This is a genomic window from Hydrogeniiclostridium mannosilyticum (assembly GCF_003268275.1).
Lineage (GTDB): Bacteria > Bacillota > Clostridia > Oscillospirales > Acutalibacteraceae > Hydrogeniiclostridium > Hydrogeniiclostridium mannosilyticum.
On the sequence record NZ_QLYR01000001.1, the window covers coordinates 119974 to 144584 of the forward strand.

Annotated in this window: 20 protein-coding genes; 1 reads left to right on the plus strand and 19 read right to left on the minus strand. The window is 47.0% G+C overall.

Going from position 1 to position 24611, the window contains the following annotated elements:
- Window positions 1-18: 18 nt before the first annotated feature.
- The 3 genes from dnaE to DPQ25_RS00620 are packed head-to-tail and all read right to left on the minus strand — an operon-like array spanning window position 19 to window position 4834.
- Window positions 19-3972 (minus strand): DNA polymerase III subunit alpha, encoded by a 3954-nt coding sequence (dnaE, locus tag DPQ25_RS00610; RefSeq protein ID WP_177576772.1) that lies wholly within the window; start codon window positions 3970-3972, stop codon window positions 19-21.
- Between the two features lie 4 nt (window positions 3973-3976).
- Window positions 3977-4348, minus strand: coding sequence for a hypothetical protein (locus DPQ25_RS00615; protein ID WP_112331241.1), 372 nt, complete (start codon window positions 4346-4348; stop codon window positions 3977-3979).
- Window positions 4349-4834, minus strand: coding sequence for a hypothetical protein (locus DPQ25_RS00620; RefSeq protein ID WP_112331242.1), 486 nt, complete (start codon window positions 4832-4834; stop codon window positions 4349-4351). It abuts the gene before it with no gap.
- A gap of 268 nt (window positions 4835-5102) precedes the next feature.
- Between DPQ25_RS00620 and DPQ25_RS00625 the strand changes: the two genes are divergently transcribed.
- Complete coding sequence (locus DPQ25_RS00625; protein WP_112331243.1) at window positions 5103-5969, plus strand: CAP domain-containing protein; 867 nt, start codon at window positions 5103-5105, stop codon at window positions 5967-5969.
- 442 nt (window positions 5970-6411) lie between these two features.
- Here the strand turns inward: DPQ25_RS00625 and DPQ25_RS00630 are convergent, their stop codons facing one another.
- The 16 genes from DPQ25_RS00630 to DPQ25_RS00710 form a co-directional block, all read right to left on the minus strand.
- Window positions 6412-6621, minus strand: a complete 210-nt coding sequence (locus DPQ25_RS00630) for a YwbE family protein (protein ID WP_112331244.1) — start codon at window positions 6619-6621, stop codon at window positions 6412-6414.
- A gap of 25 nt (window positions 6622-6646) precedes the next feature.
- Window positions 6647-7336, minus strand: a complete 690-nt coding sequence (locus DPQ25_RS00635) for a hypothetical protein (RefSeq protein ID WP_112331245.1) — start codon at window positions 7334-7336, stop codon at window positions 6647-6649.
- Between the two features lie 1191 nt (window positions 7337-8527).
- Window positions 8528-9169, minus strand: a complete 642-nt coding sequence (locus DPQ25_RS00640) for an NADAR family protein (RefSeq protein WP_112331246.1) — start codon at window positions 9167-9169, stop codon at window positions 8528-8530.
- A 67-nt stretch (window positions 9170-9236) separates the two neighbouring features.
- Window positions 9237-9608 (minus strand): hypothetical protein, encoded by a 372-nt coding sequence (locus DPQ25_RS00645; protein WP_112331247.1) that lies wholly within the window; start codon window positions 9606-9608, stop codon window positions 9237-9239.
- 48 nt (window positions 9609-9656) lie between these two features.
- Complete coding sequence (locus DPQ25_RS00650; protein ID WP_177576773.1) at window positions 9657-10304, minus strand: HD domain-containing protein; 648 nt, start codon at window positions 10302-10304, stop codon at window positions 9657-9659.
- A 114-nt stretch (window positions 10305-10418) separates the two neighbouring features.
- Window positions 10419-10754 carry a hypothetical protein gene (locus tag DPQ25_RS00655; protein ID WP_112331249.1) on the minus strand — a complete coding sequence of 112 codons (336 nt, stop codon included), beginning with the start codon at window positions 10752-10754 and terminating at the stop codon, window positions 10419-10421.
- A 112-nt stretch (window positions 10755-10866) separates the two neighbouring features.
- Window positions 10867-11394 (minus strand): hypothetical protein, encoded by a 528-nt coding sequence (locus DPQ25_RS00660; protein WP_112331250.1) that lies wholly within the window; start codon window positions 11392-11394, stop codon window positions 10867-10869.
- 22 nt (window positions 11395-11416) lie between these two features.
- Window positions 11417-13384, minus strand: coding sequence for a dynamin family protein (locus DPQ25_RS00665; protein ID WP_112331251.1), 1968 nt, complete (start codon window positions 13382-13384; stop codon window positions 11417-11419).
- A gap of 303 nt (window positions 13385-13687) precedes the next feature.
- The gene (locus DPQ25_RS00670; protein ID WP_112331252.1) at window positions 13688-15706 is read right to left on the minus strand and encodes a dynamin family protein; all 2019 of its coding nucleotides are present in this window, start codon (window positions 15704-15706) and stop codon (window positions 13688-13690) included.
- Between the two features lie 36 nt (window positions 15707-15742).
- Window positions 15743-17599, minus strand: a complete 1857-nt coding sequence (locus tag DPQ25_RS00675) for a dynamin family protein (RefSeq protein WP_112331253.1) — start codon at window positions 17597-17599, stop codon at window positions 15743-15745.
- 13 nt (window positions 17600-17612) lie between these two features.
- Complete coding sequence (locus DPQ25_RS00680; protein ID WP_112331254.1) at window positions 17613-18134, minus strand: hypothetical protein; 522 nt, start codon at window positions 18132-18134, stop codon at window positions 17613-17615.
- A gap of 50 nt (window positions 18135-18184) precedes the next feature.
- Window positions 18185-19183 (minus strand): C39 family peptidase, encoded by a 999-nt coding sequence (locus DPQ25_RS00685; protein ID WP_112331255.1) that lies wholly within the window; start codon window positions 19181-19183, stop codon window positions 18185-18187.
- 128 nt (window positions 19184-19311) lie between these two features.
- Window positions 19312-20022, minus strand: a complete 711-nt coding sequence (locus DPQ25_RS00690; protein WP_112331256.1) for a LytTR family DNA-binding domain-containing protein — start codon at window positions 20020-20022, stop codon at window positions 19312-19314.
- Between the two features lie 422 nt (window positions 20023-20444).
- Window positions 20445-21272, minus strand: coding sequence for a LysM peptidoglycan-binding domain-containing protein (locus DPQ25_RS00700; protein ID WP_146740505.1), 828 nt, complete (start codon window positions 21270-21272; stop codon window positions 20445-20447).
- A 132-nt stretch (window positions 21273-21404) separates the two neighbouring features.
- Window positions 21405-22727, minus strand: coding sequence for a right-handed parallel beta-helix repeat-containing protein (locus DPQ25_RS00705; RefSeq protein WP_177576774.1), 1323 nt, complete (start codon window positions 22725-22727; stop codon window positions 21405-21407).
- Window positions 22728-22864: 137 nt separating this feature from the next.
- Entirely contained in the window at window positions 22865-24385 is a 1521-nt protein-coding gene (locus tag DPQ25_RS00710) for a TasA family protein (RefSeq protein ID WP_112331259.1), read from the minus strand.
- Window positions 24386-24611: the final 226 nt, after the last annotated feature.

Sequence of the window (24611 nt, forward strand, 5' to 3'; positions counted from 1 at the left end):
TTGCAAGAGAATCATCATTTAAGGGACGATTTTGCTTGTAATCTCCACCCTTGGAATTTGCAAATACAGGACGTCTTCGCTGACCTTCAGCGAGGTCTTGCGCATTGACTTCAACGCCTTGTCATAGACAACAAGGGAGTATCCATCCTGTTCGTAATAAGGGTATATCCTCGGGTAGATTTCATCCGCCCATACGCCAATATGCGGAACCGCCAGCACAATGCTGGAGCGAACATATGAGAGCGGCTCGATTTCTGAGGCCATCAGCTTGAAAACCGCTTCCGCCTCGGTATCGTCGCCGTATGCTTTCTCACAAACGCATTTCCCTTTGATGGCTACAACGGCTCCGTTTTCGAGCAGCTTTCCGTATTTAGCGTACGGCTTGGCAAAGCAGCACACATCCATCGACGCGCTCTCGTCGGACAGCTTGAAGAATCCCATCGGCGCATTGTCGGAGGAACGGTTTTTAATCGTTAAATCCCCTATGATGCCGCAAAACGTCATATACTGGTTTTCTTTTGCTTCTTTGATGGGACATGTGCGCCTGGTTTTTACATCCGGATAATTCTCCAACGGGTCTCCAGACAGATAGATTCCAAGCAGTTCGCGTTCTTTTTCCAGCCTGATACGGTTATCTTCCAACATTTCTTCGGGAATTTCCGTTTTTGCATAGCGGTAGCGAAATTCTTCCAGCTTCTTTTTAGCGTTGTCCGTTTTCCGCTTATGAGACTTCAACTCCTCTTCTGTAAACTCTGTGGTATCCTGGTCTTCCAGCTCGTTGAGTCTTGCTTCTTTTTTCCGAATCAATGCTAAATCCTCAAGGAACAACGGTAGGGCATACAGGATCGCCTCTCTGTTTGGATGCAAGCAGTCCATAGCGCCGCTTCGGATCAACGCTTCCGCCACATTCTTTTTCAGCGTCACACGGGACAGCAGATCGGGAACGGACAGAAAACCCCCGCTTTCCCGGGCTGTCAAAACGGCGTTTGCAGACTCGCCTACAGATTTAATGTTTCCAAGCCCAAAGCGAATTGCTCCATCCTTTCCGACAAAATCTTTGGAAGAATCATTGACGTCCGGCGGTAGTACCGTTACTCCAAAATCCATACAATCCTTCAGCACCATCGGCAGTTTTTCCAACGGCGTATAGTTGAGCGTGGCGCAGAAAAATTCTGTTGGGTAAAATTCCTTGAGATAGGCCGTATAATACGCCACATGCGCATAGGCACAGGCATGCGACTTGTTAAAGGCATACCGTCCGAAATCCTGCATCTCCTTCCAGAACGATTCTGCTCCGGCTTGTGTTGCTCCTGCAGCGACCAGCCCTGCAATAAATTTCTTCTCGTATTTTGCGAGTTCGCCGAGCTTTTTCTTTGAAATTGCCGCACGGATGACATCCGCTTCCCCCATGGTAAAGCCTGCAATTTTATGGGCAATCATCATAATCTGCTCCTGATACACAGGTTTTCCGTAAGTTACTGCTAAAATGCTTTCCATCTGCGGAACAAGGTACTGCGGTTTTGTTGCTCCCTGCTTATTAGAAATGATTTCTTTGAGATATTGCAAAGGACCGGGGCGATAAACGGCGACCAGCAAAATCAAGTCCTCAATAGTTTTCGGACAGAACTGCTTCAGCATCCGTCTCATCCCATCACTTTCGAACTGAAAGATGGCGGTCGTTTGCCCTTTGGAAAAAATATTCTGAAACACCTCGTCCCGGAACGGAACCTGCTCCATCTGGATCCGAACGCCATGATTGCGATACACGGCGCGAATCGTATCGGAAATGATGTTCAGCGTGCGAAGACCCAGAAAATCCATTTTCATCAAATGTCCCTGTTTCTCCGCCTCCACCATGTCGCATTGGGACATCCATTGCTGCTTTTCCTCATTGTACATCAGCGGGATATAGTCGCCGACATGTTCGTTGTCCGATATGATGACGCCTGCTGCGTGCATGGAATGATTGATTGCGGCGCCTTCCACAAGCTTAGCGTCATGGATAATCTTCAATGCGTCCTCGTCGCCGGCAAAGCTGCTTTCAAGCTGCTCGCTCACTTCCGAAAGCTGAATACCCGGGATGCTCGGGATAAGTTCCGCAATCGCTCCCCCTTTTTCATAGAGCCGCCTTCCGTCCCCGTACAGCTCGTCGCCAAGAACGCGTGCTACGCTGCGGACGGCCGCCTTAGCTGCCAGCGTACCTTTGGCAAGGATGCAGCACACCGCCTCTTCGCCGTATTTTTTCTTGACGTACTCGATTACCTTTCCCCGCACCTCCATATCAAAGTCGGAATCGATGTCCGGCATACTGACACGGTCAGTGTTGAGAAATCGTTCAAAGAGCAGGCCGTAACGCAGGGGATCCAAATCCGTTATCCCCGTAAGATAACAAACCAGCGAGCCAAGCGCCGATCCGCGTCCTGGGCCTACGCTATATCCGAGCTTTTCCGGATTATCCATTGCAAGCTTTCGCCCGTAATCGAGAAAATCCTGAACAATACACAAATAGTCGCTGTAGCCCAGCTGGTCAATCACCTGCAGCTCATATTCCATACGGTCTCTGTGCTGCTGCGTAAATTTCCCTTTGCCGGGATAGTGCCAGCTGATCCCCGCCTCGGCCAGTCTGCGAAGACGGTCTTTAGGGCTTTCTCCCGGAACACCGTCTTTAAACTTCGGCAGATGGCTTTCTGAGGGAAATTCCACGCTGCATCGGTCTACAATCTTTCCGATCCCCTTCATAGCCCGTTCGACATCTTGCGGTTCCAGAATCTCAAGAAGCGCCTCCGCCAGAGCTTCATCGTCCTTGATATAATATTCTGTATCGCCAGGGCGCAGCGGGCACCATTTGTTGAAACGCATAGACTGCACAAGCTGCCGGCCCCGTACCTGCTCAGGCGTATTCTCCGCATAATGGACGTCGTTGCAAGCCACTGTCGGCATATGCAGCTCACGGGCAGCCTTGGCGAGCAGAGGCATGACATATTTCTCTTCTGCAATGCCATGGTTTTGAAGCTCTATGTAGAAATTTTCTTTTCCAAAGATGCTTTCAAGGTTTTTGGCCTGCAGCTTCATCTCGTGATACAGTACGTCCTTTCCCTTGAGCAAGGCGTCAATTCCTTCAATCAGCGATTGCGTACTGTTCCACTGTGGATGAGTCTTCTCAAGCTCTCTGCATTCCTGACGCAGCCTTGTTTCCTTCTGCCTTTCCTGAACGATTTCGGTTTTGATGCGGGCAAGCTCTTTGGCCGCCCGCTCAGTTTCCTGCCGCTCGGCGTTCAGCGTCTTCTGCGCCTCGTCACGCTCATCTCCCTGCAGCTTTTCCACGGATCTTTCCTTGACGGTGAATTTTCGGGAGGCTATTTTGCTCAGCCGATCCCGCTCTTTCATCAAAACGACGATCCCATCGCTTGTTTTTTCCAGTTCACGCTTTTTCTGCAAATACGCCGGGTCGTTTGGATTGTTATATTTCCGGAGCTTTTCCTCCTGTTTTTTCTTGTCCTCTTTCAGCTTTCTGTCCATCAGCAGTGTGCTGGACAGAATTCCGCCCATACATGCGCTGGTGGCAATAACGTGTCCATGCCCTTCTGTGCCGGGAGCAAAAAACTCCCGCAGGATATTAAGATCCATACAGGGCTTTCCTGAAAAGATGCGCGTATTGGACTTTGTTACCGTCCTGAAGATGGCGCGATAGCCGGTATAATCGGTCGGAATCAACACCAGATGGCTTCGGGCATAGGCTGACGCCTCTTCCTCCTGCATATACGCTTCCATGCCGGGAATCCCTTTGATTTTATGCTCGTCCGCAGCCTTCATAAAGGCGAATACGCCGGTCAATGTCCCGTGGTCTGTCAGGACAACTGCCGGCGCCCCCAGTTCGGCCGCCTTTTCTACAAGCCGTTCCGGCGACAAAACCGAATCGTGCAAGGAGTTGTCCGTGTGCGTGTGAATCAGCCCGTATTGTATTTTTCTCATTTTTTCACCGTCCTTTTTGCGCTTCGGCTTCCAGAAGCAATACGCCATCAAGAAGGAACATGACGGATCCGATTAAAAAACTCAGTCCTGCCACCGAATCCATTACCCGACGCGTCATATCCTCCGGAAGCACAATCCAGCCGTTTTCATTATATTCCGGCAGAGCTTCCCAGAATCCGGCCGTATCAAATGGCTGCATCAAGGCGTAAAAAGCTTTCTTGGCAGATTCTCCTTTTCCCAATTGGAATGCAAAACAAACTTCGCCATGCGACATGAGGGCCGCGCCCTTTTGAACGCAGGCGTGTTGCCCTGCGAATACTTCGGCCATACGATTGATCTCATCCCATTCCGCTACAGCAGCTTTGCTTTCACGCATTCAGCAACCCTTCCTTTCTTCTGCGTATTTCCACAGGTCCTTAAACAACTGATCGTAGATGTTCAGCCAGTCGTACAGCATCGGCTTGAAAAGTTCAAATCCTTCTCTCCCCTGCTCCCTTTCTCTTTCATCTTCCGACCGCCACATATCACGGATGTTCCGGTTGACCAGCGCCCAAGCATACAAAAAGCCTTCCAGAAAAGCAAGCTTCCTTTCCCCTGTGGGATTATCCGCAAACAGCCTTTGAAAGTCTTCTATCTGCTTGTTCTTATACAGGGGCTGCGGCGCCTCAGAGACAGTCTCTCCGTTGATATCGTTGACACATCCGCTTTCAATGAGAACGCAGTTGCGCCAGTATTCCTCTGTCCGCTCCTCATCATAGAGATCTTCCCTGTCGTACACCCTTACGTCACAGGATATTGGGCGCACGCTATAAACGCCGTTCAGGATCCCGTTCACCATTTCAATGATAAATTCACTTTTCATCTGTTATCCCTCCATAATTTCATTCTGCTGCTTCTCCGTTCGTCAAATGTGTTCCTGCATATAGTATGATAAAAGCTTTTGAGACCAAAAAACTGTGCCGGGATAAGGGTGTTAAATGTCCTATTTCGCTATATACGAGTTTGACAAAGAAAAATTGGAATGTTATTCTGCTGTCATAACGAAGGAAACAAATTATTGGATAGATAACCGTATCCAGTTATCAAACAAATACAATTGATAAAAAATAAACGGAACAGGAGGTTTTAAAATGCGTATGAAATTTTTTATTCTTTCCCTACTTTTAATAATGCTTCTGAACGGATGCACTACGTCAGAAATCCCTTCCTCTTCATCCGATTCGGTCTCTACCGTTCTGCAGTCTTCAGAATCCGAATCTCATCACAACGAGACTTCCTCTGAAACGAACATATCTTCTGAATCAGCCAATGTTAGTAGCGAACCAAAGGATACCTCTTCCAAATCGGAAAATGTGTCTTCCTCCTCTGCGCGAACCGATATATCGGAACCTGACGACCCTTCTCCCGCCAGTTCGAGCAGCGCTTCAAAAAACACAGAAAGTCCAGCATCCTCAACCCCTCCCGCCGATATATCTTCCCAGTCCCCTGTTGAATCTGAAGAACCATCTTCCGGCAGCACCTGGACGCCAACTGTTTATGCAACAGAAAATGACCATGCGGAGATTGCCAAAGAGGTTGTCAAGTATATCAACGAATACCGCGCTTCACAAGGAGCCTCCCCCGCCACACAATTGCCAGGGCTGAGCGAATATGCCAAATATCGAAGCAAGCAGCTTGTCACCAATTTTGCACATGATACCAATGATGTGCGCGCAGCTGCAACTGCTTTAAAATATGGCGAATATGTCGATCCATCTGTTCACGGTCTGGACGGCGAACCTTATTATCGACCCTGTGCAAGAGAAGCCATCGGACAATTCGGAAAAATAGGCACGATCGATGAAGTCGCACAGCACATCGCCAATATGTTTTTTAACAGCTCAGGTCATTGGGCCTACGTCGGCAGCAGTGAATATAGCTATATCGGTATAGGGATCACTTATGCTGCAAACCGATGGTACTGCAACATCGCCGTTTCAAACGAAAATAACGGATAATTAGTTGTTTGCTATTTCTACAAGCATAACCACGCTCAAAGGATAACTTTTTCTCAAAGATAAAATCTTATATCTGAATTTAACATAAGAAGCCCCGCCGGGTTAATCCCGGCGGGGCTTCTCGTTGTAGATTGTTGTTTTCTTCTTTACTGCCTTGTTTTTATTTTTCCAAATTATAAATCCTGTAACAGCAAGGAACAACATCTGTCATATACAAAATTGCCTGAACAAATTCTCCGAGCATCATATTTTTGATAATTTAAAGCCGTCTGCTATCCTCTATAACAAAAGTATTCTCTTTTCTGCTTTGCTTCTAAGTATGAGTCTATGAGCGATATGATCACTGTTACATAAAGTCCAGTTTCCATCAGTGGCTCTTTCTCAATGATTCTCAACTCCTTTTCTCAGACTTATTCTAAGAATAGTATGTAAATTTCTCTATTCATTTAATATCAGGAATAATCCTTTGAACCCTGCCCACCTGTCCATCCAGCAATTCAACCTTGATACCTCTCGAATGATAGGATTTGTTTGTTAGAACTCTCTTCACATTTCCTCTGACCAGACGGGCTGTACCTTGGTCTTGCTTTAAAACAATGTCCACTGTGATTCCTGGCTTAATATTTTTTCGACACATATTTTCGCTAATCATTTTTATCACCTCTAAAGGTAGTATGTTAGATAAGTAAAAAACCTTCCGCAAAATATGCAGAAGGTTTCAAAGGTTTTTCAGTAGAAAATTTCCGCACGCTCCGGTCTGAAAGTACGGATGTAAAAAACACCTTTTGACCGCGGTACCTTTGAAAATATCCCCATATGCCCCTCAGCACATAGAACTTTTCGCGTTCCTTTACCGGCCTCACCTTCCTCTGAAACGGACGATATACATGACGCGAATCCAGAAAGCCTACATGGATTTCCTTGGCTCCTTTAAAATTTCCCAGCGCCTCCAGCAGCTGATCGGTCGTTTTCACATAGACCGTCTTGTATGGCTCCCGGCTACAGTCCGTTACAAGAACTCTGTTCCCGGCATCGTGATATTCCTCTACTGTGAGCGCCGACTTTATACCGGAAAGGATCCATCTTTCAAGCTCTCCTGTTTTGAATTCCATATACCGGCTAGGTCTGAGCAATCCCTTGTTGTCCTCATTGATGGCCTCAAAATACTTCGCCGTCTTTTCAATGTCGTCCCTTGAAAAAAGGATTTTGCCCCGGCATCCTAAATTTAGAACATGCCAGTACCTTTCCCGAACTTTCCGGCCATCTTGGTTATATTCATAACAATTGGAAGAGCCCTGATTGATAATCGGGATATACTGTTCCCCAACTTCGATAAATGCTATGTCATATAAAATCTCGCTGCTCATTCTAACACCCTTTCTTACTGGCTTTTTACAGGCAGTTTTAAGCGGTATCGGGTATTTCGGGTTTCAAAGCGGACAGCGCTATCCTTACATTTTTTCATCCTTAGTACTTCTGAGGTTTGCAGAACGTTATCTTCTATCTGAATCATAGCACTTCCCCCGACACGAATGGGATATATGGGGGTCCCACAAATTCTGCATTTTTTCTTTTTGACCATAAAACTCTTTTTCCCCACCTTTCGACTATTACAAATTCTAAATTTTCAATTGCTTTATATAACAAGCCCAGCCTCTTATCAAGGAAAGACAGCGTATATGCCAGTTCCTTTGGTGGGTTTTTTCAAATTTTTCGGGATATTGTCGCGACACTCTGATTATGCAGCATACGTCTCATCCAGTAGTCTCGGAATTTTTCTCAGCGCTTCAACCATAACTCGATCTTCTTTTTTCCTTCCCTTATCCAACCCCCATACTTCCTTTCGTCTTTATATCGTTTCTGCTTTTAGTATGACGGTAGAAGTCATGAAACAAAAGGGAATAAAATCTAAGCACCTTAAAATATGCCAAAAACAATTTCTTCGAGCATATGTTTATGCCGCCTGCCGCTATGAGTTCTTAGCCATGACCTCCTTTTGCAGAAATAAAAAAGGCGAATGCGCATAATACGACTATTCTATCAAAAAAAGAAGATAAAGGAAAATTACAGAAGAAAGCTGTCAAATGAAAAAGGTGATTTATTATGTAACGAACACTTTTCTACTCCCATATTTACAATAATAATCACTATTGTACTATTTAAATATCCTCCTAGTTCTATTATTTTATTTTTTTGACATATAACATATTACTGATTAAATAAGGTTGCCTATAATTTCTGCGAGCCACAACAAAAGAATCCATATCCACACAGCTATGACCGCATTTCCCAATATAAAAAATATGTTTTTCAAACTTATACTCGCTTAATGCATGGACTTCTTCAGATAAAAACACTCTTACCGTTTTCATTTCACTGTCCTTAAGCTTTAAGTTGATTCTTTTGCCATCTTTTATAATAGCCTTGGCGGACTATTCTCATGGTATCGTCAAAAATATTCATTGTTTTCAATTTACTACCTCTTTAGATCATATGCTCCTGTCATTTACGCTAGAGGAGCATACAATCAAACGTATTGTTTGCTAAACTGCGCGAGCTCACAATTTTTCCTGAAGTTCTTGCAAAAAGCCAATAAATTCATCTACGGTCAATATCGTTACTTTAGGATCATTATTCCCAATTGTATGTAAAAGCTGTTTGTTTTTCGCTTCCATCAGCGCTTTTCTAAAGAGGTTATCCTGTTCAAATCTTGCATGATACGCTCTGCGAACAAGAACATGATATTGTTCGGAAAAACGATCAATCGTTTCTCCTTGCCAATAGAGATGTTTGCCATCAAAGCCTGCAACTGCCAGACCTGCCTTTTTTGCTTCTTTGCCTGCAAGAGAGCATATATGAATCTGTTCTTCTTGATTTGAAGTTTTTAGTGATTGCAAAAAACCTTCCATTGACTTGATGTTTATACCCTCAAATATAAAATCTGTCTTACAAAAATTACTGAGATGAGATGCACAAAAATTACCGTGCGAATAAATATCTACTGCCTTAGCGGCATCATAGAACATTCCTTTTTCTCTCAATTCCTGCCTATAAGCGACTGCCTGTTCTCTGGGCATATCCCGCATTTTCTCTATATCACGGCCATAATATGGCATTAATCTAACTGTAATGCTAGCTATATCTTCCAATTCACCTCTCGAAACAGAGGCTGGGCAATAATCATCAAAATCGTTTCTCATAGCAAAGGACTCCTTCTTTTATTTAGGATTATATTTATTTGTAGGTATGCTATCGCCGTTTCACTAATTAGAAAAAATATTTCTTCAATATGTTTGGTAATTGATGCACTTTGGCGTATCCTTGAATTGTTGCAATGCGATAACCACCGGTGCAATAAACAGCATGAATATTTCCGCTTTGCTCTTGTACTAAATACAAGTCATGCCATGAATCATATTCCCGATCTCCTGAATCAAAAGTCGGAATATCCTTAGAGAGCCGAACAACCCTCGGATAATAACCATCGGTAAAAAACCTCACATTGCAGTCTTTGAATTTGTCCGCGTCAAGGGGGGTGCCGCTTTGATATTTCTCCAGATCTTCCTCTGTCACGTTTAAAGTCTCCATTGAAAAGAGAAAGCCCTTACCGAAATCGCGTTCAATAGATTTGTTAAACATTGTTAATCCTCCACATATCTATTCATACACACATCTAAAAACGCTATTTTATTCTATTGTTTCAGTATCTTCATTTCTGCTTTCGTATGCCTGCATTGTCAAATCGATTGCATCAACCACACTTGTGATATGATATTTCAGCATAAACAGCCTGTCTGATTCCTCTGGATAATGATCCTTAGCTTGTCTCAACAGTGGGAGTACATAAGTTCTTGTCTCTTTTATATAAGACTTGAGCTTTTCAACAGAAAAAATACCTGCCATACTTGAAACATTATGGCACCGGTCGATCAACTTGGTAATCACAGCTTCCTTACTCTGAATGAGCATATTATAATATCTGGTCTTGGCAATATCTTTTGTTTCTCCTGGCAAAACTTCGAAAGTCATTAGCTGAACGCCCCTGCGGACAATATCGTTTACCGGAAGTTCTTCTAAAGCCACACCGCAATCTTCACAAACATCATGCAGAAGAATTGTTGCTATGGTATTGTCATCTCGAATTCCCATGCTCAACGCATTACAAGCCATAGTAAGAGGATGCACAATATACGGGTCGCCATTTTTACGTTTCTGTCCATTATGCTTTTCCCTGGCAAAAGAAAGTGCCTTAAGCGTCTGGATCATACCAACCCCCGATGCATATCCGCGGATATATGTATACATTTTGTCCGCATTATAAACTGTACGTTCCATTTCACATCCTCCTTTGTATTGCCTTAACCGACCTATCGCCATTTTATCATATCATTCTCAAAAATAACTCTTGTCTGCATTTTTCACCTTCAAAACCGCTTTTTTGGCGCTCTGTTATTGACCGGCTTCAGAATTCTGTGCCACAGCGATATCAATCCCTTCAATTTGCAGCGCAATCCCCTTTTGTTTCGACGCTTCGGTAAGCAGACGCTGAATATCCTCCTTATAATGGTTTAAGCACGCCACGGCAAGCTCATCCCTCGTATCCTGCGGAAGCGCTTTTAAAGCCGCTTTTGCCGCTATTGACGAAACACCTTTGGTCTTCGACAAGACGGAAGCCAAAAAAGCGTTCTCAGATTTTTTTGACAAATGCTCCAGCAGCACTGGAAGCAGTGTATCCAAAGCGGCTTCATAATCAACATTGTTCACTGAAATTTTAACATCAATCATAATTTTCCCTTTCTTTCCGCTCTGACTTCAAAAATAAGGTTTTAAGAACGGCCCAGTCCGCAGCTTTCAAAAGGCAGACCAGGCCGTTTTTGTCTTATGCAGGGTTATAGATTTAGCAGGCAGAACAGTTCAATACCCCGTCAATTTCCTCCCGGACAAGGGAAAGCTGTTCCAGATATTTTGTAATCCCTTCTCTTTCCGCCTTTTCCCTTTCGCTTTTCTGATACCCTTTCATTGCCGGGTACAAAACCACCGCTGGAATTGCCGCTGACAGGAGGGTCCCCCATGTCCCTAAGTGGAGAATCCACGCCCCGACACCGGCGCCGGCCGCCGCTCCTCCTGCCGCAATCCCGATAACGCCAAGTTCCGGGAAACCTTTTTTCCCTGGGATTTCCTCCAGCTTGATTTCCTGTAAAATCGTTTTGACTTTCTCAGCCGTCTGCGGTTCTTCCTTTTCCAACTGTTTCAGCCACTGGCCGCATGCGTTGTATGGATCGAACCACATGGAGGCCGCATCTTGAACCGACATCTCCGCCGCAGCACCGCTTAATGCGCATTGTTTGCTTTTTTCCATCAGCTTTGCCCGGCACATCACCATAAACTTTTTCCATACGGAATCAAATTCCCGGATTGTATCCATCACTGCTTTACTCCTCTCTTACTTACAGCTGACTGATTTTGTATCTTACTGACTTTATTTGTTCAAGCTGCTGCTGCGTTAAGCTGATATCGCCCTGAATGGCCCGGATTTTTAATGCGGCCTCTTCCTGCGCATGCTGATCGCGTTTTCTCATTTCATGAACTATACCAGTATACTGCGTGAGATACTGATCCATAACACGCTCGACCTGCATCCAGCAATTTGCTGCATTTTGATAAAAAAACTGCAGCACACTATCTTTCAAGCTTCTGAAATACTGCTCTACCACCGCGTTGACATCTCCGGCCACCTGATTGCGGAAAGCCGTCCCTCTGGATGAATCGTCCGACTTTTTGCTAAACCGCATAAAGCCGGCAACGGCGCCAATAACAGCTCCCGCTGTTGTTCCAATAATCGGGACAACTGAACCGATCGCGGCCCCGGCTGCCGCTCCCGCGCCCGCATATCCCATAAAACCACGGTTTGACTGTTTGACGTTGGCCTCAACCTTTTGACGGATGGCAATGTTAGCCTGTATATTTGTCATCAAGGAATCATCCAGGCGGACGCTTTTATCCACCTCCTGCACCAGATCATGCGCAAGCAGTTCCAGCTGCCGGTATTCTCTCTTAAAATCCGCTTCAAAGCGTCTGCAATGCCCTTCCGCTATTGACTGTATCTCACTCAAATACTTCGAGGAGCTCTCTGCGGATATGCCGGCATTTTTCAAAATTTCCGATTTCTTTTCCTCCAGCAAAGGATTCAGCTTTGTCTGTAAAAAATCCCGTATGCCGCTTTCCGTTGCCGGTTTTTGAAACGCTTCATATACTTCTATCTTTTTATCCCGAATCCAGACATCAACGTTTTCTCCAATCGCCTTTAATTTCTCGTTTGTGTTTTCCTGATAGGATAAGCTGATTTCCGACTTTTTTCTCATGACAAAGCCCTGCAGGTCCGTTGTAACAGCCTGCATAAGCTGAAGGTGCCGCTGCTCCTGCTGCGAGGATATCTGCTCCATGCTTTCTTTCAGCCGTCCCATTGCGTTTTCTGACAAGGCCATGCACCGCTGCAGCTGGATCCGGATTCTCTGCTCCTGCAAAAATTTCAGGATTCTTTCCTCTGTTTCACGATTTCCCTCAATATATTCTGTTCCGGTCCCATTTATGACCGGCAGGGCGGAATAGGGTAATACCAACGGATCGTGAACAGACAGCTTCTCTTTCAGGACTTTTCGGATATACTCCAGCTGTCTGGCCTGCTGCTTCGGCGGAACCAAGTCGATCTTTGTCACTACAAAAACACAGGTTTGCAAAACGTCTTCAAGGTTATCCTCCAAAAAGCGGCAGAAGCTTTCCGGGAACGGCTTTTCAGCGCTGGTAAGGATAATACAGGCGTCCGCCTGTTCCCGGATTGCTTCTTTTGTGACGTCCTCGTGCCACTGCTCCAACGAATTGGTTCCCGGGGTATCGATAATGCGGATACCCTGCTGCAAAAAATCAGATGGGTATCCCACCTCCAGGTGCTGCGCATTTTCATCCTTCCGATTACCGGAGGTATATGCTGCAAGAAGTTTCGCCAGTGCCGCTGCGTTTTCAACACTTCTCGTCTGCTTGCCTTTTCCGCCCCTTCCATAGGTGCAGAACATTCTTTCCGGGCTGTAGCCAATCAGGGTAGAGGCTACCGTCGTCCCCTGTATCGCGTCTGCTTCCAGCAGGTTTTCCCGCAGAAGGGCATTGATAAAGCTGCTCTTTCCGGAAGAAAATTCGCCGATTACCGCCATATTCAACGCTTTTTCGTTCTGACGGTCCTGGATCTTCTTCAACTCCGTTTGAAGCTGTGCTTCTTGTTCGGATGGGAAACTATATTTTCCCATCAAGGCCTGTATAAACCGGATATGCCCGTCAATATCCGCCAGCTGGATTATCTGCTGTGTCCTGAAATCAAGGGATACAGGCGTTGTGCTCTCTGTTGTACATACACGTGCTTTCATTTTCGTTTTCTCTCCTGCTGATTCGGCATATTCTCAAGCGTATCATTCAAACTGGTAATCACCCGATTCAATTTTCTCCTGAGATAGCTTCTCATCAATTATTTCCACTATTTGAGGCTCCGCTGACACTCTCGGATTCTATAGCCGTCAATTCCTTCCAAAGGCAGGAGCCCCCGATATATTCCAGATATGCCAGTGCAAAACAATCATTTTCCCCGACTCCTGAAAAACACTTTGAATAGGAACTATTCTTCAGTAAAAAACGCTTGGGAGGAAGCGGATGTTTTCAACCGCTCCAAACTGCTATTTCAACAGTTCAAAAATAAAGGTATCGAGATTCTCCGCAGTTCCCTTCAGCTGCTTTTCATATTCAGACAACTGCGCTGACTTCTGTTCCACAACCTCTTTGCCTTGTTCCATATCGCGGATAATGCCTTCCAGCTGTTTCTGCATTTCTCCGATTTCCACGTCCATTGAGTTGGAAATAATATCCTTGATTTTATCAAAATTCTCTGTCGCCCCGCTGACAACGGTATCGACCAGCTGCATGCTTTTGCCGCTGATTTCTTCGCAGAACGTTGCCGCCACCTGTTCCTTGGCATTCTTCACAGCCTTTTCGGATACCTTGAGCCCGCCCCTGATGACGGAAGCTGCAATTACCGCAATAATCGTAAACGGATTCAAAATGCCCAAGATAGCCAGCCCAATATAAGCGCCAAGCTGTAAGGCAATGCCCTTCGCAAATTCTGAAGAAAGCCCTGTCGTAGCGCCCAAAGCTGCAACGCCGACATCTCCGATCAGCAGTCCGCCGCCAGCGGCTACAACGCGCTTCCAAACCGGGATATCTTCTGTATCGATATTGTGAGACCCCGTTACGCTCACCTTGACCTGATCCAGAGAAACAAAGAATTCCTCCAAACGGCCTTCCAGAGAATCCTTCAAGGATTCTACTTTATCATTGACCAGATTGGTAAACGGCCCGGACAGCCATTCTCTGGTTTCACCGTCTATTTTATTCTGTATAAAGTTCACAAGCTCGTCCGACAACGCTTCCGCATCCCGCTTTGGATGAAGCGCCGAAACCTTTGTCTCCGGTTCATATTCTTCAACCCATACGCGGATTTGCCCCGGGAGGCTATTGAAGTAATTGACAGCGCTCCGCCGGATATCCGGAAGCAGGTTTGCAATAAAGGCTTCCGTCCGGCTGGTAATCAAATACTTTTGCTGCCTGAGCTTTTCGATTTCCGGCTGCGCCTCGCTGTACCGCTGCTTCAGCACATCCAAATCTGTGGACAGCGCGTTTCGCCGCTGGGGAATTGTCGTTTCCAGCGCGTCCTGCCGGATAACGCGGATCAGTTCCCGTGCCGGCGTCGCCAGCTTGATCTTCCCGCGCTCATTGGCCAGATAATCCGCCAAAGCTGTTTCCACCGCCGGGATTTTGGATTCGTCCAGCATTGCCGGATTGTTTTGAAGCTGACCCACAAGCCCCTTATAGGCTGAAGTATAATATACGTGCTTGGTATAAGGCGCCAAAAGGTTGTCCGAGAATTTGCGCAGACGCTGCTGTTCCCGCTCGCTGGTCAGCTGGTCGAACCGGTTTACCACGCAGAACAGGCTCTGCTCTCCAAACCCGTTTTTCCGCAGCGTATCGTCTATGTACGCAATCTCTCCCGCAGAACCCATCGCCAAAGCGCTGAACACAAAAATGATAGCGTCCGCTTTGCTCAGGTATTCCATGGTTACCTGGGTGCGCACCGGATTTTCATTCAGGCCCGGGGAATCCACAATCTCCACGCCGTCCTTGAGCAGATCCAGCGGCCAGAACAGTTCCACCTTTTCAAAGGGGCTTTGCTTAATCGCCTCTTTATGTTCCATGCCCATCGGAATAACCACATAATCCTCGATTTCATCCACAGGCATCTCAATCGGCGGGACGTCCTTCATTTGGAACCGCCGCATATGGGTAAGCGCCTTTTCCGGAATCCCGTCGTACATCTTTTCCGGCAGCGGGTTCAGAAAATGCAGGACCGCTTTTGGCTTTTCGCCATATTTGATTTCATTGATAATCGCGGTTGTCGGCACGGCATAGGCCGGCAGGATCTCCTGCCCAAGAAGCGCGTTGATAAACGTGCTCTTACCGTTTTTGAAATTTCCCATCACCATGATCTTGAATGTATCCGATGAAATCTTCTGCCGCAGCTGCTGCAATACTTGCGCACAGTGCTCCATATCCAATTTCTGTACCAGACCGGACGCTTCCTGGATGATGCCGGTCAGACGCTTCTGCCTTGCCGCATATTCTTTGAGCTGATCGTTCGTCATTGTATTTTCCTCCTACTCTGATATCACCTGCTGATGCTATATGCCGATCCCTCTCAGTTCGGCAAGCTTTTGGCGGATGGCTTCCTCACGCTTCGGATCATCCGCCTGTTTTTGCGCCGCGTCGATGGCGTCGCATTTTACCTTTACCCAATCCGAACAGGTTCGCTTCATTGTGCGGATCGTTGAGATATAAACCTCCCGGATATTCCTCTCAACCGTTTCAATACTGCCGCTGAAAACGCCCGGCAGTTCTTCGCGGATAATCCTCGTAAGCTCCCGTTTCTGCGATTCCACGCGCTTATTCATAAAGACCTCGGAAATAATACCTCCGCCAATGCCTACGGCCATCCCGATGGGCGACAGCCCGATAAGCCCGCCTACCAGGTATCCTCCGACTGTAGCGACGCCCGTCCCCACGCGGGAAATCAGCCGGGAACGTTTCATATCCTCCAGTTCAACCGCTTGCTGCACCATCGGCGCACGGAAAACGCCCTTCTCCGCAATCCGCTGGTTCTGCGGCGGAATAGCGGAACCATATTTCTCTTCAAGGAGATGGTTCAGCCAGTTGACGTCACGGGTATAAAAGCCCTGAAGGTTGTTTTCCAGAATATTCCCCAAGGAGATCATTTCCATTTTCATCCGGTATGGGTAGTCCTTCTCCCACCAGTCTTTCGGATTAGCCACATGGGTAAGCTCCAGCGTCAGTTTTTCTATGACGTCCTGCTGGCGTTCCTCCGTCATGCTGCGGATCCACTCAAAATTCTGATTGCAGCGGTTCAGCATATCGGTTTCCAATGCATCCCATTGGATTTGTGCGCTGCGGAGCAGCTTCTGTTTGCTCTGTTCCGCCGTTTCCTTCCGCTTTTCTTCCTTTTCCGCGATAATATCCAGCTGGCATTGGTAAACCGTTGCCAGGTCTGCGGAAACCGCCTTTATTTCCTGGCTGGCCCTCTCTTTTTTCAGCTGGATATGGGAGGATTCATGCAGCCATGCAAGGATCTGCTTCCGGATCGCCTCTGTCCCGGACCGCTCTTCCCAGCCCTCCGCCATGTTCTCTGCGGACAGGTAAAGCGGGATCTCTGCTTCCATAGCTTCCAGTTTTCTCTGCACAGATTCCACAACGCTTAACCGCTGTTTTTCTTCCACAAGGTCAAGCTTTGTCAAAACAACCATAATGCGCGGGACTTTTTTCATCAGGATCCGCTCCTGAAGAAACAGCTTTTCCGATTCGCTGAACGCCGCTATGGCGGCCATTGGCAGGATGGCGCAGTCGCATCCGCTCAGCGCCTGCTCCGCCATGCTGAGATCCCCGCGGATTTGCGAATTTACGCCGGGCGTATCAACCAACTCCAGATCGTTCTCCATCAAAAGACTGCAGTTCCGCTTTAAAAGGATCGCGCCTTTAGTCTCCCTGAGTTTTTTCTTCTCTTCTTCAATGGCTTCCCAGCTCTTTTCCGCGACCGGGTACCGTTTCTGCCCGTTTACTGTTTTTAAAGTGATGCTTTCCTGCTCTCCGCCCGACACGTAAATCGGAAGGGAGGTTGTCGGGATATCGCTGGTCGGGATAATATCCCGACCGATCAGCCGGTTGACCAGGGTGCTTTTTCCCCGGTTAAATTCGCCGACTACCGCCACGCTGAATTTTTCCGAAGCCAAGTACGCTCTGATGGAAGCCAGCTGTTCCAGTAAGTCCTTCCTGCCGGCCTCACGGCAATACCCTTCCAGCTTCTGAAGCCGCGCCATAAAAGCTTCGTCATAGAAGCTGAGATTTACGTCCTCCCAATCCTTCTGCTCTTTTCCAGAGGATGCGTTTTCCTCCTGAACGTCCGTTTTCTCCGTACGCTCTTTCAGAGGAGCCGGGTCGTCAAAAAAATTTTTATTTTTGAGAAACACAAATCCCGCCTCCTTATTGCTCGATATACCGTTCAAAGAACTGCGGCGAAAGGGATTTATAAAACGGATGCAGGGGCGGTTCCGTCATCATGGTATACAGTCCCGACAGCTTTTCCTCATCCTCTTTCGTAAACTCGCCCTCATCCCCTAAAAACGCGATTAAGCGGTTCAGAGCTTCATATAAATCCTCTTTTGCTTTTTTGTATCCATCCCGGTCCAAATGCTTGATTGCTTCATGGCGGAATGTCCCCACCGGCTTATCAAAATTCACCTTTGCATACCGGGAATCCAGCCGAAGGTTTTCAAACGAGGTCATTTTGCCACTCGGATAGTCCAACGTGAGCTTATATTCCGGGGGCATCAGCAAAGTCTGGTCATTCGGCCGCAGCACGGATCGGTAGTAAAAGACGGAAACCAGAAGCCGGTCCCCTGTAATATTGAGCACAGGAAATCCCATTCCCAACCCCATCGGGATATTTTCACGGACGGCGCTGCCCGTATTGATTTTCTTTAAAAACTCCTGTATTGAAAGCATTGTTTTATCCTCCTGCTCTTTTATTTTCGATATTCCGCTTCCTTTCCGGATTAAGCGTATGCTTCCACATAATAACAGCCGCTGTCTTCCCATGCGTCCATAAACTGGGAGGCCGGTACTGTGATCGCATGTCCGTCCATCGTACCGGAATCATTGATGATAACCATTGGCTCCGAACCGGAATAATCGATCCCGATAACTTCTACCGCGTGGTTCGGATCGTTCGGCGCATAGGTCTCCGTATTCCCGTACCAGATTTCATTCCCGTCCACTGCCACGACGACTCTTCCCCCGTTTTCAAGACAGTTATGAAGGTCCTCTATATCCCCGCCAAAGTCTTTCTCCGTATCAGCGCCGAGATAATTCAGAATCTTATCCATATCCTCCATGGTAGTCCCGCTTCCATCGTACCAGCCCTGCTCTGTGGCGACGTCTATCATCTGCTCGGGGTCAATATCCTGGCCGGTCATGCCTTCATACGCCATCACCTGCGCATAAATCGCGCAGGGGCCGCTTTCTCCCTGATAGTCCCAGCATTGCTCGTCCGCAGTAGGTGTTCCCACTACCTGGGACATATCGGTTTCCGCGGGATTAAACTGCTCATATCCCGCGTCAAAGCCTCCGCCTTCGTCTACCGGGACATATCCGCTGTCCGGACTTCCGGTAAACATGGCCCATTCCTCTGCGTCCATGATCTGTGTTGTTTCAAAAACAGTATCGCCGTTGGCGTCTTCGCCAAAAAACACACTGTCCGCGATTCCATCCCCGTTTGTATCAACATCCATAAGGGCGGCGGAATAATCGGTAAACCCGTCGCCATTTGTGTCCTGATACACAGAGACAAAATCCACAACGCCGTCCCCATCTGTGTCTACCGACGCGGTAATGGTATCGAACACGCCGTCTCCGTTCAGGTCTTCGTATAACGCTTCCCCATCTGTAATTCCATCGCCGTTATAATCCGTTCCTGTGGTCAGGCTGTCCGCTCCCTGGGATATGGTGGGATCCTCGCCGTCTAAGTTCCCCAAAAAATCCATAAAATCATTCATGATCTGTTTCCTCCTTTTCAGTATCATTAGCCTGTCTCCATTATATCGTTACAGGGACAGGCTGCCACCCCTTTTGCCGTATTGGACGGCCAAACTGCAGATTTGGCCTTATCCTGTAAATTTTGCTCTTATATTGTGGCTTCCCATGGGAAAATACGGTTGATATCCTTGTAATACCGCTTGCTGATGCCAAGCGTTTCTCCGCTGCTCAGTATCAGATTATGATCTGTGCGGTCAAGCTGGCAGATGCTGTCGATATTTACCAAAAAGCTTTGGTGGCACCGGAAAAACGTTTCTTCCGGAAGCGCTTTTTCCACATCGTCCAGGACGGCGGCAAAGGCGCACATATCCTGCGGCCGTACCGTATGGACAATTACCTGGTGAAGCCGGCTTTCCAGATATAGGATTTGCCGGTATGGGATCCGGACGCTCTTTGCTTTTGTATGGATACAAAAACATTCTTCGCGTTTTCTATGCAGATGATATAGGCACGCTTGCAGCGCCTGGGCCGCTTCCCCATTTCCGTCTGACCGTATCCACGCCGCCGGCTTATACCGCATATATCCTGACACATCCTCTGCCGGCGTATCCAGCAAAATATATTCGATATTGGGGTAGCTGTGTCCCATCAGCCTTTGAACCAGCTCTTTTTCATCCGTATCGATACAAATAATATCAAATCGGTATTTCCCGTCCAGAAGATTCTCAGAAAACTTCTGCAAATTCTGAACGGAGTACACTTTCCCATAAAGCCGGGACTGTTTCAAACCGTCCATAAAATCCTGCGATACTTTTTTTCGAAGCTGGCTGTCATGGTGATATACCGCAATCTTAATCATAATGACACCCTCCTTTCCAGAAATTACATCTCAAAAATGCAAAAAAAGGCACAAGAATCCGCAATGGATTCCTGTGCCTTTTCCAAATCAAAAATATATTTATAAAAGCAGGCTCTTATCGCTGTCTGTCTGTCTGTCTGTCTGTCTGTCTGTCTGTCTGTCTGTCTGTCTGTCTGTCTGTCTGTCTGTCTGTCTGTCTGTTAGGTATTATATTTTCGAGAGCCATCCCCTGTCAACCCCTTATTGCACCCAAATTGCAATTTTACATTATCCTATGAAACTATTTTTATTTTATTATATCAAATTTTGGCGAAAAACGCAACCGACTTTATTACAATTGCATTTTTATGCAAGGCATATCTTCCGTACGGGGTTGACGCTCCAGCCCATGGAATAGGCGGTCTGTTTGGCAAAATCCTGTTTTATTCAGAGTCGGAGCTTGTTTCTGCGGATTCGTCCCCCCTTGATTCGGCTGCTTCCCCCGGCTTTGAGGATGATTCCTCCGGCAATATGGAAGACGTAGAAGAAGCCGCCGGAACCTCATAATCCTGCGGTGGGATTTTGATTTCCTGTCCGATCTGCAATACTGCATCCTGAGCAATGTCATTATATGTAGCGATTTTTTCCACAGTTATGCCATACTGTGCAGCAATCCCCCACAAAGAATCCTCAGCCTGCACAATGTGTACATCTTTCCGGCCCGCGCTGTTCTGCTGCGGTTCAGAGACTTCGGGTACACGCTGTGTCTCCTTTTTCCGCCCAATCGTGCAGCCGTTTGTGATGTCCGGCTTACCAGAATAACTGCCCCACACGCCGGTGAAAGTATATATTCCTTCTTTTTCGGGAATCAAGGTAAAAGGCAGCGTGTCACCGGGGCGCAGTTGTGTGGTATACAGCGTCGCTTCCTCACAGCGGACGATACAATAACCGCCGAATTCTTTCGCAGTGCCACCGGCAGTCAGTGTAATGGTATATTCGGCATTGGCAGAAAGAAGATAACCCTTCTCTGTTTTTTCAAGAGGCTGATTATTTCCATCCTTAATTAGAACCGTTATATCATAATTTGCCGCCTCTATGGTCTGCGGCTGCGTTTGGACGCTGGCGGTAAACCACGCCCATGTTGTCCCTGCAAGAAAAACCATGCACAGGATCATTCCAAGAAACGACGGCATAAGCAGCCGCAAGATATTTTCATCGGTGGGCTTTGAATGCTTGGGAACATATAACGCGGATTTTATCCACTGTTTCAAAGCGACCGCCTCCTTTCTAATTTTATCTTCCTTTTCTTTTACGGCAATCAAAAGGCACAAACCATAGCTTATGCCCTTTGATTGCCGCTCTCCCAGTTAAAGGGAGAGCGGTCTTGTTCCGAAAACCAGCTGTTATTGTTTAGCAGTAAACATTTTGATTGCGTCTTCCTGCGAGATGGATGGAGATGTGCTAGAGCTACAAATATAAATGGTAGGCTCTTCCGCTGCAAAGGTGTTGTTATACGCAGTGATGCCATCAGTAAGGATGTAATACAAACCGATGGCGTCATTATTCGGGTTCTCGCCAAACTTATTATTGGTAATAGTAACCTTTACATCTGTATTAATAGCCGGTTTGTCGTCTACAATTGCCTCCACATGGATGTACCGCTGCTCAGCATTAGAAAATGTACAATTGTTGACAATCAATTCAGAGCCTGCAATCTTCCCGGTCATCTGAATGCCGTCCCACTTTGTATTCTTGAATTCACAGCCTTCAAAAACATATTTTCCCACATTGTGTATATATACACAGGATTCTTGTCCGTTCTTGGCATTATCAAACACAGCGTTTTTTACTGTCACATCGTTGCCGGTGATATGCATGGGAACACCGGAAAGTGTGTTTCCTTTCGCGTCTAATGTGATGTTTTTATTGAGCGTGTTTACAGGATTTGTTAATTCAATGTCCTTTGTCAGAGCAATGGTATCTCCATCCTCGGCGTTTGCCAGGGCATCCTTCAACTCTTCCGCTGTTGCGACATATACCGGATATTCCGCATCCTTATCATACTGATCGTCGAAGCTGTCTTCCTCCACGGTATCCTGCGCAGCCAAAATAGCAACATCGGCCGAGAAAGACTTACCCCTATACTCGTTGCCGGCTTCCTCTTTCATTCCGTAAAGGAGAATAAAGGAAACTTCGCCCTTCGATGCCAGCGGAAGTTCAACAGCGTTGGCAACTGCGGTGAGCGTACTCATTTCACGCTCGATGAATGTACCGGCTACTGCACCGTCCTTTACCTGCACGAAGTCAAACCACAGTGCATTTTGCAGGCCGCCGTCCTCCACAGCAAAGCTTAGCTTGATCTTTGCCGCCAAATTACCGTCGTTTTTCACAGTAATCAGTTTTGCGCCCACTGCGCCCGGTTCCCAAAGGTTTTCGCTGATGATGGCGTTGCTTTCATTGATGTCCGTTGTGTCGGCTGAAAAATTCACAGTGCCATCCGGAACACGGTCAAAGCCGGGAATGGTATAGCTGACCGTTCCCTTGTCCATATCCACATCCTGATAGGTTGCGGATATATCCAGATTACCCGCCTGAATAATGTTTTTGCCGCTTGTCACGGAATCGGTAAACCACGCAAAGGTGGAACCGATGAGCATTGCGCAGCATAAAACTACGGACAAAATACTTGCCAGCAGTGCGCGTTTCGTATGTTTGCTGTTGGCCATTTGTAATTCCTCCTTATGAACTTTTTCAATGGCTGTATGTAATCCGCATACCATGCGTTTACACCTTAGAATGAAAATCTTTTAGCGACCGTTCTTGTCTCTCATGCCCTTTGATTACCTTGCGAAAGGCATAGTATTTATTCGTTGACTGAACCATTCGCCAAAGTAGAATACCCGACAAAATCGCCCAGATATTGGTCTGCTTTAACTGTGCCGTTGTTTGTGCAGCCAGTGATTGTGAGTGATTTGGCAGAAAAATATCCGCCCAGCCCGCCTGCATAGCCACCGTTATCTTGGCTTAAGCTGGTAATATTCCCATAGTTATGGCAGTTTTCAACCGTAACATCAACGTATGATGCCGTCGTAATCGATCCCCATAAACCGCCAGCATGCTGTTTGTTCACCGTAACATCTGCCCAGTTGATACAATTCTTAAAAATGATTTTCTGTCCGGAAGAGCTGTTTCCCCAACCCTGTCCCAGAATACCTCCGGCAACCTGCGCCGTTTTTCTGGAATCATTTTGATTGGACTGAATGGAGCCGCTGAGGATTTCTATATTCTCAAAAGTCAATTCTCCTGCACCGTCGCCAACAACTGCGGCAACAGAATAGCGTCCCTGTGTTTGGACATTCTCGAACTTTACATTCTTTATAACAGCATCCTCAACATAGCCAAACAGAGCGATCCCACGTGTAGGATCTGAAGACGCCTCATTTTTGGATGCCGTAAGGTTTTTGATGATATGCCCGTTCCCGTCAAATGTTCCGGTAAAATATCCGTCGCCTCCAATAGGAGTCCATGCCTTACCATTTAAGTCAATGTCCTTCTGCAGCACAATTGTAACTTCATTTATGTTCAGTTCATTGATCTCATGCGCCATCCATGCAAGCTCCGCAGCACTGGAAACAGGATAGTTGCCTTCTTCGTCCGGCACAACTTCAGTCATGGTCACACCATCCCACGGAAAAACCGCATCCTCGTCATAATCATTGCCGAAGCTGTCTTCCTCCACGGTATCCTGTGTTGCAACCAGGCTGATGCCCATATCAATAGAAGGCGCCTGTTTGCCTGTACCATGGTTGGCTTCGTTGCCGACGTCCTCCGGCATATAAACGACCATCGCCAGAACTTCGGGAGCCGCGTCTTTCACCATAGCTCCCTCTTTGGAATAGCCGGCGGAAATAAGCTGGGCGTCAGCGGCAACAGCCTCCCTCGCAGCTGCACGGCCGGCCGCGTCCTGAGAATAAGCAGTTTCCGGAGCAGTCACAACACCAAACTTGATAAAGTTCGACAGGTCGATCTCCTTACCGTCCGCCGTCTGACCAATCACCTTATCCGCTACATGGATAGCGAACTTGTACTTGAGCGCCAGCGAGCCTGCGTTTGATACCCGTAGATAGACGACCTCGGTATAGCCAGGCTCCCAAAGGGTTCCATCCTTGAATACGTTGGTGTTTGTGTCAACATCCTCCCAGTTCTGCAGGTCTGTGCTGTACTCCAGCTTCACGTCCAGATTTCCCGCGACGATCTTGTTGTTTCCGCTTGTCACGGAATCTGTGAACCACGCAAAGGTGCTGCCCACCAGCATGGCTACACACAGCACAACTGACAATATGCTTGCCAGCAATGCGCGCTTGGTATGTTTGCTCTGTGTCATTGTTCTAACACTCCCATATAATTTTGTCGGCTTTTTCCGGGATAAGCGCTCTCCGAAGAAATGCCGCCAAAAATCAGAGAGGCTATTAAGTCTTGGTTCTTCCCCACTTTTTCGAAAGGTTCAGCATATTGCCTAAAGTAGGGGCTGTTGTACCCCCCCCGTAGTGAATTTCACCAGTTGTGCAATTTGCATAGCTTTTTCCTCCTTGCACATTGGGTATGCCTTG

Excerpts from the sequence above, each read along its gene's own strand:
- DPQ25_RS00665 (WP_112331251.1), bottom strand. The coding sequence starts at position 13,384 with ATGAAAGCACGTGTATGTACAACAGAGAGCACAACGCCTGTATCCCTT.
- DPQ25_RS00670 (WP_112331252.1), bottom strand. The coding sequence starts at position 15,706 with ATGACGAACGATCAGCTCAAAGAATATGCGGCAAGGCAGAAGCGTCTG.
- DPQ25_RS00705 (WP_177576774.1), bottom strand. The coding sequence starts at position 22,727 with ATGGCCAACAGCAAACATACGAAACGCGCACTGCTGGCAAGTATTTTG.
- DPQ25_RS00635 (WP_112331245.1), bottom strand. The coding sequence starts at position 7,336 with ATGAGCAGCGAGATTTTATATGACATAGCATTTATCGAAGTTGGGGAA.
- DPQ25_RS00620 (WP_112331242.1), bottom strand. The coding sequence starts at position 4,834 with ATGAAAAGTGAATTTATCATTGAAATGGTGAACGGGATCCTGAACGGC.
- DPQ25_RS00660 (WP_112331250.1), bottom strand. The coding sequence starts at position 11,394 with ATGGATACAATCCGGGAATTTGATTCCGTATGGAAAAAGTTTATGGTG.
- dnaE (WP_177576772.1), bottom strand. The coding sequence starts at position 3,972 with ATGAGAAAAATACAATACGGGCTGATTCACACGCACACGGACAACTCC.
- DPQ25_RS00640 (WP_112331246.1), bottom strand. The coding sequence starts at position 9,169 with ATGAGAAACGATTTTGATGATTATTGCCCAGCCTCTGTTTCGAGAGGT.
- DPQ25_RS00650 (WP_177576773.1), bottom strand. The coding sequence starts at position 10,304 with ATGGAACGTACAGTTTATAATGCGGACAAAATGTATACATATATCCGC.
- DPQ25_RS00645 (WP_112331247.1), bottom strand. The coding sequence starts at position 9,608 with ATGTTTAACAAATCTATTGAACGCGATTTCGGTAAGGGCTTTCTCTTT.
- DPQ25_RS00625 (WP_112331243.1), top strand. The coding sequence starts at position 5,103 with ATGCGTATGAAATTTTTTATTCTTTCCCTACTTTTAATAATGCTTCTG.
- DPQ25_RS00690 (WP_112331256.1), bottom strand. The coding sequence starts at position 20,022 with ATGATTAAGATTGCGGTATATCACCATGACAGCCAGCTTCGAAAAAAA.
- DPQ25_RS00630 (WP_112331244.1), bottom strand. The coding sequence starts at position 6,621 with ATGATTAGCGAAAATATGTGTCGAAAAAATATTAAGCCAGGAATCACA.
- DPQ25_RS00710 (WP_112331259.1), bottom strand. The coding sequence starts at position 24,385 with ATGACACAGAGCAAACATACCAAGCGCGCATTGCTGGCAAGCATATTG.
- DPQ25_RS00680 (WP_112331254.1), bottom strand. The coding sequence starts at position 18,134 with ATGCTTTCAATACAGGAGTTTTTAAAGAAAATCAATACGGGCAGCGCC.
- DPQ25_RS00615 (WP_112331241.1), bottom strand. The coding sequence starts at position 4,348 with ATGCGTGAAAGCAAAGCTGCTGTAGCGGAATGGGATGAGATCAATCGT.
- DPQ25_RS00655 (WP_112331249.1), bottom strand. The coding sequence starts at position 10,754 with ATGATTGATGTTAAAATTTCAGTGAACAATGTTGATTATGAAGCCGCT.
- DPQ25_RS00685 (WP_112331255.1), bottom strand. The coding sequence starts at position 19,183 with ATGAATGATTTTATGGATTTTTTGGGGAACTTAGACGGCGAGGATCCC.